Here is a 12,834-nt window from a genome sequence, read left to right on the forward strand (position 1 = left end):
TAATTTTTTCTTCTAATAATTGCTTATTACTTTTAATGATTGATTGATCAAGGCCGGAGGTTATTATTTCAAATAAAGTAGATTAAACCGGTATATAACTATTTTGATCAATAAATATTATTTTTGGATTTTGATAATGGGTAGGTATGGAAATTTCACCAACGCTATGGCATGGATCAGCAATACAATTGACTAAACTCTTTAAAAAAGTAGTGTTACCTTTGCCTGAGGAAGCTGAAAGAAGATAATGTGCTCCTAGTTTGAATACTAATTTTTCAAAACTCAAAATAGTTCTTTCTTCTATAATGAGGTTATAATCAGAAATTACAAGTTCATCGTTTGTATCATTAGTAGACCATGTTATTCCTTTTTTATTCTCAGAAGAAATTGCCTCTATTAATTTTGTAATTCTCGTTTGTGATATAACTGCTCCACTAAAGATTATTTTCAATGAGGAACTTGTTAAGAATGATTTTAAGGTTTCAAGCCAAGGATTAAGTAGTAGAGCTTGCTCAGGCGTAATCTCTCCATTTTTTACTTTATAAATATAGTAAAGTGATTTTATGAATTTATCGTCTAGTATAGTAGTTATAGTATTTTTTGTGCTATCTAAAAACAACATTTTCTTTGATATTTCTTTTTTAGCTTTAAGTTGCTTGGCATATTGATTTTGTACAAATTGAGCAGAATCAGTTAACAAGATATTTGAAGTATTAGAGGATATATTTCTTACTATAGAAGCTTTATGTTCGTTAATTTTCTCTGCTTCTTGCCTTTAAGAAATATCCAGTTGATATAATATATTTAAAAATCCTTGCTTAATATTTTCAAACTCATTAAATATAATAGCTCCTGGAACTAAATTCATTATATCTTGCAATGCAATAAGCTGTATAATTTTTTAAGTGGTTAAATTCCCTAATTGTAAAATTCCAATAGTGAAAGTATTATTAAGATCATTAAATAAATTATTAGTAATAGCTTCTATATCCTTTAATCCTAAGATTTTACTTTTATATGCCTCGTTTAGTAACAGTTCTCAAGCTTTTTGTTCGATTAAATCTTGAGTATTTTGTGTTAAAGAAGCTTTATATGATTGGAATAGTGTGCTTATTATATTGTTTCCACACCATAAAATACTGATTTTTGCTCCTTAAGAAACAGCCTATAGCAGCATTAGGGTCCTGTATAAGTAAGGTTAATGCAATTAATGTATTGCCATCATGTCCGGTATAGTTAATAAAACTACTATTTATGTATGCTTCAATTAAATCTAAAATCTTTGGGTTACATCTTTAATTTCATTTTTAAAATTGTTAGAAAGTATATTAGGATCAATTACCCTAATATTAGGAGTTAAGTTTGTCTGAATTTCTTTTAAATTTTCCTGATAATTTAAGAAATCAGTCCCATAATATGCTAAGCAGCCTACTATTGTGGCTGTAGAAGTTAAATAAATTGGTACTGAATAATTAGGAAAAGTTGTGATGAGATTTGTAGTAATAGGGTAGATTAAACTTCCTTTAAATGTGGCAGAAGTAAGATAATGTTTCTGAAAATACCCTTCGGTTATTAAGATTTCATCAGCAAGAGTTGCCGAAACAAAAAGACTGCTTCCTGTTGTTCCATTTACAATAAAACCAGTTATACCGCTAATTATTAAATGCGTTCCATATGCTAACTTCTTGGAAAAGGTAGAAGCAGCATTATATGTTCTTAAAAATAATACGTAAGTAGAAACAATTATTATATAGGGCATTATTTATTAAAAATAGATATCGTCATTGTGAGCAGGCGTTGTTGTGTGTATCGAAAAAGGCACTCTGTATCATACCGTGGTTTGACCACGGTATCCAAAAACAACTCAAAATACTAATAATGTTAGTATTTTTAACTGGAGCCTGCGATCAAGTCGCGGGATGACAACTGAAAAACTGATCCACACAGCAATACATTGCGCACGATTGAAAGTAGCGTGGCACTCCATAAAAATAATAAAAATGCTAAAAATTAGCATTTTTATACTTCCTTGCTTTGTCAAAAATTACAGTTTTTTCTTAGCTCAGACGTTAAATTCTTAACTAACCTATCTTTATAATAAACGCTGCCGAATTAGGTGATAAGTTGTATTATAGTATAAAGAAAAAATGTAGGTGTAGGGAAGAAAGCAAAAAGGCAGATAAATAAAACCTGCCTTTTTGTAATGATTAACGAGAATATAACTCGATTACTAAATGCACTGCTGCTTCAAAAGGATATGGGACATCAGAAAGAGCAGGAACTCTTAAATATTTACCGGTTAATGAATGTACATCAAATGATAAATACCCCGGTGTTGTTTGACCTTGTTTTGAAACGGATTCTTGGATAAGCGGTATTTGTTTTACGGATTCCTTAACTTCTATAACATCGCCTGCCTTTAGTCGTATGCTTGCGATATCGGCTTTCTTACCGTTTAATTTAATATGTCCGTGTGAAACTAACTGTCTTGCAGCAAAAATAGTTGGAGCTATATTCATTCTATAAACTACCGTATCAAGTCTACTTTCAAGTAACCCAATGAAGTTTTCACCGGTATTACCTTTCATTTTTTGAGCAAGTGCAAAAGTATTTCTAAATTGTTTTTCAGTGACACGACCGTAGTGGCATTTCAATCTTTGCTTAGCTTTTAAATGTAAACCATAATCTGAAGTTTTAATCATGGTATTCTGCCCATGTTGCCCGGGACGATAATTTCGTGTATTGAAAGCATCCTTGCTATCACCCCATAGACTTACTCCAAGTCTTCTACTAGCTTTATATTTAGAACGAACAATTTTTGTCACTGATAATATCCTTAACTTATTATTTATTATTTGCATCACATAAATATATACATTTCTTGCATCAAAGTCAATCATTGATTTTTAACCTAAAACTTTTTATATTTAATTAAAAAATATTTCATATGAATTCTTTAGTAAGGCCAATCAATTTAGGTAAAATCAATCATTCACAAAGTACTGTTAAAGACTATATTTTACTTATGAAACCGCGTGTAATGTCGCTTGTGATTTTTACGGGTTTTGTAGGTATGTGGCTTGCTCCTTATTCCGTGCATCCGTTTATTGCTGGTATTGCAGTTGTTTGCATAGCTCTTGGGGCAGGTAGTGCAGGGGCAATTAATATGTGGTACGATAGAGACATCGATAGCTTAATGAAACGTACCCAAAAAAGACCGATAGTAAGAGGAGTTATAGAGTCTGATGAAGCTTTATCTTTTGGTTTGATAACGGGATTTTTTGCAGTATTTTTTATGGCTTTATGTGTTAATCTACTTGCATCCTTTTTACTGCTATTCACTATTTTTTATTATATCTGTATTTATACTATGTGGTTAAAGCGTCGTTCTATACAAAATATCGTTATTGGCGGAGTATCGGGAGCATTACCTCCTGTGATAGGTTATGCAGCAGTAAGTAATACTATATCTCTAGAGTCGATTATATTATTTTTGATTATTTTTATTTGGACGCCGCCGCATTCATGGGCTCTTGCTTTATTCTGTAACGATGACTATAAAAACTGTAAAGTACCGATGATGCCTGCAGTAAAAGGGACTTTATATACTAAAAAACAAATTCTAATTTACAGTATTCTTTTATTTATTGTTTCGCTAATGCCTTTTTTTATTGGAATGAATAATTTTATATATTTAATAATTTCTGGTATTCTTGGAGTAGTATTTCTATATTATGCAGGCTCTTTATTCTATGATACCCCTGATAACAAACAAGCTAAACGATTTTTTGCCTATTCGATATTTTACTTGTTTTTTATATTTTTACTTTTGTACTCAACTAACACTATATCCACTATTAGCTGAGAGATAATAGTGTTGGGTTACTTTCATGGAAGATAAAATTGAAACCCAACGTGAAGAAACATATCATAAGTTTATTTTCATGCAAGTGATTTTTTATTTATAACTGTAATTTTAAAATTTTATGCTTTTGTTTCATAATTTTGATAAGTAGGAAGAGTTAGAATATATATCGTATTTTATTCCATGGGGCAACCTGTCATGCAACACACTCCATCGTTGGATAAAACTACTCTTAATACCGGCTTTATAACGTACCGCCTTGCCTCCATATTCGCTTACTTTATTTTCCGGTATATTTGGTTGCCAAATTAAAGCTTCACTCTCTAATCTATTTGAGGCAATATTTCTTTCATGCTGCTTATCGTTATGCGTTAAAAATATGCATTCCGCTTTTATAAACGGTTTATATTAGTTATTTATGTATTGAGCTAAATCTTCAAATAACTTTGCATATTCGGTAAGCCAGCCTTCATAAGCAATAATAGGAGCACAGTTTAGATGAACTTCGTAACCTGCTTCAATAAAAATATTCACCGCTTTTATTCTCTCGATAATTGGACTCGTTTTTGGCTCTAATATCTCACTCATTCTTGCCGGCATCAAACTAAATCTAATCCTTATTTTGTTTTCAGGATTAAAATTAAGTAATTTAGGATTGACATATTTAGTAGCAAAAGTTGCTTTAGCACGTGGATCTTCTTTAAAGAAATTAAATATCTTTAACCAATTAGCGTGTTTCCAATGCAAACTTACATCGGTAGAACAACCTATATCATATGTCCAATATTTAGAATCTGTTTGATTGGAAATTTTAGTCAGTAAATTTGCTGTATATTTATCCAATACGTCAAGTATTTGATCTATATTTTCATTGATATATAATGTCTCATAGTTATGACGCATAACATAACAATAACTATTTCTGCAACCTCCGGCACAGCCATACATGAAGTTAGGCGTTATGTAATCAGCTGATCGTCCATTAGGACGTACGTGCAAAGTTTTCGTATTTTGTACTATTTTCTTAATTATACGATTTTAAATTAAAGTTTATTTAAAATACTTACTTAGCTTTACAAACTTCAGATTTATTTACTTACATTGAAATTGTAGTTATAAATTATTAATTACAAATATATCATAAGTTATGGCAAAACCAAGCTATCTAAATTTTGATAATAAAAGTTATAAATGGAAAAATGATATTGAGTATCGTAAATACCTGGAAAGCTATAGAGTAGGTAAAGATGAGCAAGGAGTATGTATCTGTCAACCATATAAAAATGAAATTTTGCCTTATTGGAAGTTTAAAACTCCTGAAATTGCTAAAGAAAGTAGAAATATATGAAATATTTTTAAAATCCTTAGAGGATAATGATTTTGTTGGAGCTGATATGATGCGTAAATATTTGCAGATGGGTTTTACTAGAAGTAGACGTTATGCTAATTATAAAGGTGGGAAAAAATATAACAAAGAACATGATTATAAGAAATTAGAAAGAGGAGGGGGATCAAAAAAAAAGTGAAAAGTGCCGATATATTTTTCAAAAAATGACAAGCGGCAGAAGAGCATGAGCAATATAAAAAGATGAAAATAGAATGGAAAAAACAATATGGGTAAATATTAGCTTTACCAAGTTAGTGTTTTTATATTATAGTAGATTAATAGAGGATAGATTATGACTAAAGATGAAATTGTGTAGCTGTTTAAAAAATATCTCGATCTTCATAACAGATATCAATATCAAGAAGAAAAAGACAATCTACTAAAATTCGTTGAAACTGATCCTGAAGAACTTTCAAATTTTATTGAAACTTATGATAAAACTGAAAAATATAACAATAGAGAAGCTGAAGTTTTTCATAGTTTAAGTTCTATTTTAATGGCAAAACAACAAGATAATGCGATTAAATCAAAGAAAGCTATTGAACTAGATCCAAGTAAAGCATACTATCACGAAGAGTTTTTTAATAAATTACATAAAATAAATTCGGAGGAAGCACTCGCTTCTATCAAGAGAGCTATGGGGTTAAATCCAAATAAAAAATCATTATATGAAGACCTTATTATTTTGTTGAAAAAGGCAAATTATGATGAAGAAGCAGCAAAAATTACTAAAGCAATTCAAGATTTCCCTAAAAACATACCTAATTTGGTATTAGATACTGAGGAAACAAAGGATGTGTATCCATTAGGTTTGGCACAGGAATCACTGTATCAAAACGTGGGTATTTACGAGTTTTGCACTGTCATCTAGTTTGCTTGCTAACTAAGTCTAGAAAAAATAACTTCAACATTGTTACTACACTATATGTGTTGCTGGATGATGACATAGAGAGGAATAATAAGTCACACAACACCCGTGACGGTCACATCAAAACAGTTTCTTCAAGCCTTTTTGTAGAAGCTTATTCACAGGATCTGCTTGTTGGTTTTCCTGCGGAGGGCTGCTTTGTTCCTCTGTATTTGTATCCTTTTTCTTTCTGAGACCCAAAGCATCTTTAATAATATTTTCAGGTTTCTTCTCTCCGCTTTTTAAGTCTTTAATAACGCTATTAAATACGTTTTTAACTAAATATGTTTGAAAGGCTTGAACGTCTAATTTATGCTGCGGATTATTTATGAATCCGTATAATTTAACGGCTATAGGCGGTAAATCCGCAATAGTAACGCTTGCACTAACATCCATCATATATTGTGGTAAGTTAATTTGACCGCTTGCATTTGTTGTGGCAGGTGAAGCATCTAAACTACATTCATTTAAATTAAGCTTGCCTTGCGTTATATTTCCGCTGGCAATTAAATTTTTGAAAGATGTGGATCCGCCACTAAAGGCGCTGTTAATAAGTCTCAATACTCCTTCGGTATTTTTAGCATTATTTACCGTATCTGCGATTCGGTTTAAATCAAATCCGCTTATTTTCCCGTTATCGCTATTTACGTTAAATTGTCCATTTAGATTATTAACATATGTATAAACGCTATTACCGCGAGAAGTAAGATCGGCTTTAAAGCTTAGTCGCCCATCAGTTATTTTTATTTTACCCGATTGCGGAGTGAAACTTTTGAGATAGGCATTTTTTAAATCGATTTTAATTGCAGCGTTTTGATCTTTTGCTGAACTCACATAACCGGTGCTACTTAGTGCGCCACCGTAAATGCTGGCATTAACTGAAGTAATATTCAGCGTGCCGCCGGTGATATTTAATTTTGCTTTTAAATTATTTATGCTTAATGAGTCGTTAGTTAATTTATCAATATTTGCAGATAATTGCCCTTCAATTTCATTTAAAAACCTTAAATTAATAGGATTATTTGACCAAGGAGAATTATTTTTAGCTGTAGGTATGTTTTGAGTAGCAGGACTATTAGTTTTATTTGGAGCAGGAGTAGGACTATTACTTGTAAGAATTTTATCCAAATTAACTAACGGACTGTATAAGTTAAGATTAAAATTTGGCTTCTGAGTTGCTAAATTAATATCTCCTTTAATAGATATATTAGTATTAAAAGCGGATATTTTATTATTAATATGGAAAGTATCTTTAATTTTTTGCACTTCCCCGTTTAATTGCAATACTCCAATCTTACTTAAATTACTTACTTCCATAAGAGACATAAACGACTCAAAATTATTAATTTTTAGATTGTGCGAAATAGTTATATCTTGTGCTAAATTTTTAAGCTCAATATCTCCCGTGAGATTACTATGTGCAGCCGATAAATTAATATTTTGTAATTTTATTGCTTGAGAATTACAAATTACATTAGAAGTAAGTATAAGTTTTTGGTTAATAATAGGCGGTAATTTATCGGTCTTTAGTTTTAGAGCATCAAGTATAGGTTTTAAACTATCAGCTTGTAGCATAATATTTGTCTTATCTAAATTAGAGCTAATCTCGGTTATAATGTTACCGGGATTGATAATAATATTTGATTTTAGGTTATGACGCTCTATATCATAATTTGCATTTGCTAGTAATTCTATATTTGGATAATTAAGTCTAGCATCTTTAATAGCTATATTTTTACTATTGGCAGTAATTGCCGTAGTTAGCTCGTAGTCATTTTGTAAATCAGCAGGCATACCTAAAGTTTTAGTATTACCTTTAATATTTGCGTTACCTATGAAAGAATTATTTTCGCTATCAAATTTTCCTTCGATTTTAATTTTTTCACCGGCAAGATTAATATTGGCACTTAACGGAATTATTTGACCGATTTCTTCAATATTTCCGTCTATATTAATTTGCTGTTCCAAAGCCTTTACAGCTAAAGTCAAATCTATAGGACCCTTAAGGCTTTTAATTTTAGTCTCTAAGTTAATATCGTTAAATATTTTCTCACTGTTTTTTTCTATATATATTACTTTGCCGTCTATAATTTTAAAATGACTAATCAAAATAGGAAGTGCTAATTCAGTTTTAGTATCGGTAGATTCTACAGAGCTAATTTCATTTGTTTTGGATGTATTATTAGGTGTAGAAAATTGCCAATTTTTTTGTCCATTACTTAAAACTTCTAGATTTATAATCGGTTTTTGCAGTTCTATAGAAGCTACTTCAATTGCTCCTCTAAAAAGAGGAAAAAGTCGCAATGACGCTTTAGCACCTTCAACGGAAACTAGATGAGGTTCTTTTGTACCGTTTATTGATGATAATTTAATTTCTGATATTGATATTGCTGGATTCGGTAGTAAAGATAATTTTATGTCGCCGTTAATAGTTAAATCTCTATTTGTAGCCTCTTTAACTTTATCTATTACTATTCCTTTATAATTATTTAAAGGAATAAAGAAAGGAATAACAACTAATAATAATATTATACTTATAAATATAATAAGTGAGTATTTTAAAGTTTTAGGCATAGAGCTTAACCTTCTATATTATATACATATATTAATTATAGTATTTAAGGATTAATTGTCAATTTTATATAATTTACTCAATTAATGATTGAAATAATGATATTCTATGTCATTCCCACGAGGCGTTGTTGCGTGGATCGGTTTTTCCATCATTGCGAGTAGGTATTGTTGCGTGGACCGGTAAAACCCACTGTGTCACCCCGTCCCCGTGGTCACGTCACGGGATGACAGAGGTGAATAAGAATCGTAGGGTACTATAAAGAAATTGAAAACTACGGTAAATTATTCAAGCTTCTCTTTGATAATTTAAAATCACATAATCTTTAGTTATAATAGGAAAAAATTCTTTATTGAAAGGTAATAATTCGGTTGTTTGATCTGAAAATTCTATTTCAATTATGTCACCGGCACCAAAGTTAAGAATATTTTTAATTTTGCCTATTTCTTTATGATCTTGGTTTAATACCGGTAAATGAGTTAAATCTGCTATATAAAATTCATCTTCTTCTAGTTCCGGTAAACTTGCTCTTAAGCAAAATATTTTATAACCTTTTAAATTTTCAGCTTCATTTCGAGTAGCTATATCATTAAATGTACAAATTAATTCTCCTTTGGCATTTTGGCTCATTAGCTTAATATGTATATTTGCTCTTGACTCATTTACTAAATTTCTTTCAAGTATTTTTGTAGCAGGGTCGGTAAAAGATTTTAACATTACATGACCTTTAATTCCGTGACATGATTTTATTACACCGACTAAAATTAAATTTTCTAAAGAATTCATTAATTTGCCTTTAAATTTTGATAATTATATATAATAATATATTTAAAAACTTTTTTACAGACATGATAAAAAAAATAGCTGCCGGCGTCATAATTTGTTTCTCATTATTGTTATTTATAATGTTTGGTGCATTATCGTTTGTTAACTATAATGCGGTTACTAATAATTTTATCAGTCATTTAGGAATTGCGAAAGAAAATATCGGAAAAATAAAGATGAATAAATTTCCTTTGTCCTATTTAGTTATTGAGACGATAAGAGAAGAAGGAAAGTTAGATTTAGAGCAGATTAAAATTCATTTTTCGTGGTGGTCGCTTATAAAATTTAATCCTAAAATTAATAAAATAGATATATTAGATGCTAAATTTTATTCACATTCTAATGTATTAAATATTTATAATCATGAAGAGTTAATAAAGAATTTCTTTAAATATAAATTACAAAATATAAATCTAAATGTTACTAATCTAAGTATTATTAATAAACAAGATTATTCTATTTTAAATTTTAATAATTGTATATTAAAAAAAGAAAATGCTTTATCGTCTAATTACATATTTAAAACTACAAGTAACTATATAGGGAAAATTTCAGGTTCAATTAATAAACGTGACGATATAGTAGATTTTAGTCTTAATATTGATAATAATGATTATGGTTTTAAGTTATCGCAAATTTACAAAGATTCTAAGCTTACTAGTGGTAGTGGTGAATATCAGATTAAAAATTTAGCATCGGTAATGTATAATATATTACCGGATTTAAACCATCTTTTTAATAAATTTAATCAACATGAGGCAGTAAACGTGAAATTTAATATTTCAAATAATGAAGATGAAATAGAGCTAAAAGACATAGTAATAGCATCATCTTTTATTATTGGTAATGGATTTGTTAACATTGCTAAAAATGATAATATTACTACTCATGTAAAACTAGATTTTCCTAAAATAGATTTAAGTGCGTTAATTTCTCCAAATGCAGAGGTAACATTTAATACTTCTTCTTCAAATATTAGATTTATTTTTGCCGATAAATTACTTAAAGCAGACGTGGCAATTAACGAAATAATTTTAAGTAATAATGAAGAACTAGAAAAAATAGTCTTTTCTTCTAACTTATCAAAGGGTACTTTAAAGATAAATGAATTTTCAGGTAATATTAAATCAGGTGGAGAATTTAAGCTTACAGGTAATGTAACACAGAATGCCGTTAGAAGTATGTTCGATGGACAGCTATATTTAAAGCACAACGATATAAATTCGTTACTGAATATTTTAGGATTTAACGACGTTACTATTAAAGAAGCTATTCCTTTTAGCTTGTCATCGGATTTAAAACTCACTTTAATAGATTTATTTTTTAAAAATTTATTACTCAAAACAGATAATTTAAATTTATCAGGAAATTTTTCTAGTAAATTTATTGCTCAAACACCTCGTTTAGACGTTACGCTTAATATATCTTCGCTTGACTTAAGCAGTAGAACGTATCCAATAATTTCGCCGCTTATCGAATTTACAAAAAATTTAACTAAAGATATGAAAGCTCTAGATTATCCAAGTAAATTCATCCCTATTAGAACAATAGGATATTTAGCTAATTTAGATATTCTGATAGATAGCGTTAAGTATAACGATCATGTATTTGACAAAATGAATTTGCTTGCTAAAATCGTGCCGGCTAATATAAAAATTAGTAATTTAGATTTTAAAACTGCTAACAGCTATTTATCAACTAGCTGGAACTTAGATGTATCGAGTGTATTGCCGTCTTTGACCGTAGAAATTAAGGACGGTAATCTTACTACTGATTTATTATCACCGGCAGGAATGCTTAATTTAAGAAATAAATTAATAAATGATTATAGTTTAGATAAAGCTACCTTACAAGTTTCCGGTACATTGTCGACATTATTACAAAATGATTTAATATTGAAAAATGTTAAATTTTATGTAGCAAATAATAATAATTTATTACAATTTAATAATATTGAAGCAGAATTATTAGGTGGTAAGCTTCAAGGTAACGGCAATATTTTATTAGAACCTTATGCTATAAATTTCGTATATGCTTTAAATACAATAGATTTAAACAAACTTTCGGCTCTTATGCCTAAAATATTTACGGCAAGTAGCGGAAAAATAAGTATAAGCGGTAGTTTAGGAACTAATGGTAACACTCTTCAAAGCCAGCTATATAACCTTACTACAAAATCACAATTTGCTATAAACAATATAGATGTTAATAATTTTGCAATTGATTCTTTTATAGAAAAAATTGATACAGCTGATTATAAGGTACAAAATTTAGATAAAGATATAAATAGTGCTATAACCACAGGACAAGAAAATATTAGAGGTATAAGCGGTGATATTGAACTACAAAAAGGTATTGCCCTTTTAAAGAAAGTAAAATTTGCAACACAATATAGTAGCGGTGCGGCCTCTTTTGCAGTTAATATATATAATTTTGATATGGATGCATCTAGTATTTTATCATTTTACGTACCGGCAAGGCTTGTTAAGTTAAATACCTCAAATACAAGTTCTGATAAAGATAGTTTGGCACATCTTAATATAAAAATGCAAGGGAGTATTTTTGCTCCTAAGAAAACTTTTGATAGTAGTGAGCTAAAAAAATTACTTATAACCCAAACAACTGAAGACAACACTACTACAGATAACCATTAAAAAATAAAAATAAATGACTAATACTAAAACTTTAGAAGCAAATATTAGCTTTGAAGAAGCTTTAAAAGAGCTTGAGGAAATTGTTAAAAAAATAGATAACGGACAAGAGAGTCTAGAGACGGCAGTTAATAGCTTTGAAAGAGGTATTTTACTTAAGAATCATTGTGAGAAAAAACTAAAAGAAGCTCGGTTAAAAATTGAAAAAATTACTAAACTTGCTGATTCTACAGTGATCTTAGAAGAGACGGAAGTGTAGTGTTGACATCATACATTGACTAATACCATAAGATGACAAAGAAATGTAATGATAGCTTTTCTGCTGAAAAAAATTATAAGTTAATAAGTGCGCGCAAGGTACGTGTTGAAGAAATAATATCAGTTATAAAAAGTAATTGTTTATTGGATATAATAGAACATAAATCCTAATAAATATTCAGAGCAAAAAATGTATATAGTTAAATTTAATGAATACGCCTATTGAGTGCCTTTTATTATTGAAGTTGATGGAACAGTTTTTTTAAAGACTATTATTCCACGTCGCAAAGCTACTCAGAAATATCTAAAAATAGGAAAAAGTAATGAGAAATAAAGAGAATATATCAAATATAATACTAGATGCTGAAG

At 29.4% G+C, this 12,834-nt stretch carries 10 protein-coding genes and 1 pseudogene; 5 read left to right on the plus strand and 6 right to left on the minus strand.

All coding sequences use genetic code 11. From position 1 onward, the window contains the following. Positions 1-82: 82 nt before the first annotated feature. The 3 genes from A3305_RS05640 to rpsD all read right to left on the minus strand — a co-directional run bounded on the left by A3305_RS05640 (position 83) and on the right by rpsD (position 2,825). Positions 83-700, minus strand: a complete 618-nt coding sequence (locus A3305_RS05640; protein WP_014392101.1) for a hypothetical protein — start codon at positions 698-700, stop codon at positions 83-85. A gap of 573 nt (positions 701-1,273) precedes the next feature. Next, positions 1,274-1,759 carry a hypothetical protein gene (locus A3305_RS05650; RefSeq protein ID WP_014392102.1) on the minus strand — a complete coding sequence of 162 codons (486 nt, stop codon included), beginning with the start codon at positions 1,757-1,759 and terminating at the stop codon, positions 1,274-1,276. A gap of 448 nt (positions 1,760-2,207) precedes the next feature. After that, entirely contained in the window at positions 2,208-2,825 is a 618-nt protein-coding gene (gene rpsD / locus A3305_RS05655; RefSeq protein WP_014392103.1) for a 30S ribosomal protein S4, read from the minus strand. Between the two features lie 122 nt (positions 2,826-2,947). On the opposite strand from rpsD, the gene cyoE reads away from it, so the two are divergent. Beyond that, complete coding sequence (gene cyoE / locus A3305_RS05660; RefSeq protein ID WP_014392104.1) at positions 2,948-3,865, plus strand: heme o synthase; 918 nt, start codon at positions 2,948-2,950, stop codon at positions 3,863-3,865. Between the two features lie 408 nt (positions 3,866-4,273). On the opposite strand, the gene A3305_RS05665 is transcribed toward cyoE, so the two are convergent. Then, positions 4,274-4,864 carry a spore photoproduct lyase family protein gene (locus tag A3305_RS05665; protein WP_373604501.1) on the minus strand — a complete coding sequence of 197 codons (591 nt, stop codon included), beginning with the start codon at positions 4,862-4,864 and terminating at the stop codon, positions 4,274-4,276. A gap of 148 nt (positions 4,865-5,012) precedes the next feature. Here A3305_RS05665 and A3305_RS10635 point away from each other — a divergent pair. Beyond that, positions 5,013-5,391, plus strand: a pseudogene (locus tag A3305_RS10635) (DUF4385 family protein). 357 nt (positions 5,392-5,748) lie between these two features. Beyond that, positions 5,749-6,123 (plus strand): hypothetical protein, encoded by a 375-nt coding sequence (locus tag A3305_RS05685; protein ID WP_045799415.1) that lies wholly within the window; start codon positions 5,749-5,751, stop codon positions 6,121-6,123. Between the two features lie 117 nt (positions 6,124-6,240). Here the strand turns inward: A3305_RS05685 and A3305_RS05690 are convergent, their stop codons facing one another. Further along, positions 6,241-8,733 carry an AsmA family protein gene (locus A3305_RS05690; RefSeq protein WP_014392109.1) on the minus strand — a complete coding sequence of 831 codons (2,493 nt, stop codon included), beginning with the start codon at positions 8,731-8,733 and terminating at the stop codon, positions 6,241-6,243. Between the two features lie 286 nt (positions 8,734-9,019). Then, complete coding sequence (gene rimM, locus A3305_RS05695; RefSeq protein ID WP_014392110.1) at positions 9,020-9,517, minus strand: ribosome maturation factor RimM; 498 nt, start codon at positions 9,515-9,517, stop codon at positions 9,020-9,022. Between the two features lie 62 nt (positions 9,518-9,579). Here rimM and A3305_RS05700 point away from each other — a divergent pair, with 62 nt between their 5' ends. Together A3305_RS05700 and A3305_RS05705 are read left to right on the plus strand one after the other, a co-directional pair. Then, entirely contained in the window at positions 9,580-12,210 is a 2,631-nt protein-coding gene (locus A3305_RS05700; protein WP_041860584.1) for an AsmA-like C-terminal region-containing protein, read from the plus strand. Positions 12,211-12,223: 13 nt separating this feature from the next. Beyond that, positions 12,224-12,466, plus strand: coding sequence for an exodeoxyribonuclease VII small subunit (locus A3305_RS05705; RefSeq protein WP_014392112.1), 243 nt, complete (start codon positions 12,224-12,226; stop codon positions 12,464-12,466). Positions 12,467-12,834: the final 368 nt, after the last annotated feature.

Origin of the sequence: Rickettsia amblyommatis (assembly GCF_002078335.1) — a bacterium.
GTDB lineage: Bacteria > Pseudomonadota > Alphaproteobacteria > Rickettsiales > Rickettsiaceae > Rickettsia > Rickettsia rickettsii.

Coding starts and splice junctions, on each gene's coding strand:
- A3305_RS05700 (WP_041860584.1), top strand. CDS start 9,580: ATGATAAAAAAAATAGCTGCCGGCGTCATAATTTGTTTCTCATTATTG.
- cyoE (WP_014392104.1), top strand. CDS start 2,948: ATGAATTCTTTAGTAAGGCCAATCAATTTAGGTAAAATCAATCATTCA.
- A3305_RS05690 (WP_014392109.1), bottom strand. CDS start 8,733: ATGCCTAAAACTTTAAAATACTCACTTATTATATTTATAAGTATAATA.
- A3305_RS05685 (WP_045799415.1), top strand. CDS start 5,749: ATGGCAAAACAACAAGATAATGCGATTAAATCAAAGAAAGCTATTGAA.
- A3305_RS05650 (WP_014392102.1), bottom strand. CDS start 1,759: ATGCCCTATATAATAATTGTTTCTACTTACGTATTATTTTTAAGAACA.
- A3305_RS05705 (WP_014392112.1), top strand. CDS start 12,224: ATGACTAATACTAAAACTTTAGAAGCAAATATTAGCTTTGAAGAAGCT.
- rimM (WP_014392110.1), bottom strand. CDS start 9,517: ATGAATTCTTTAGAAAATTTAATTTTAGTCGGTGTAATAAAATCATGT.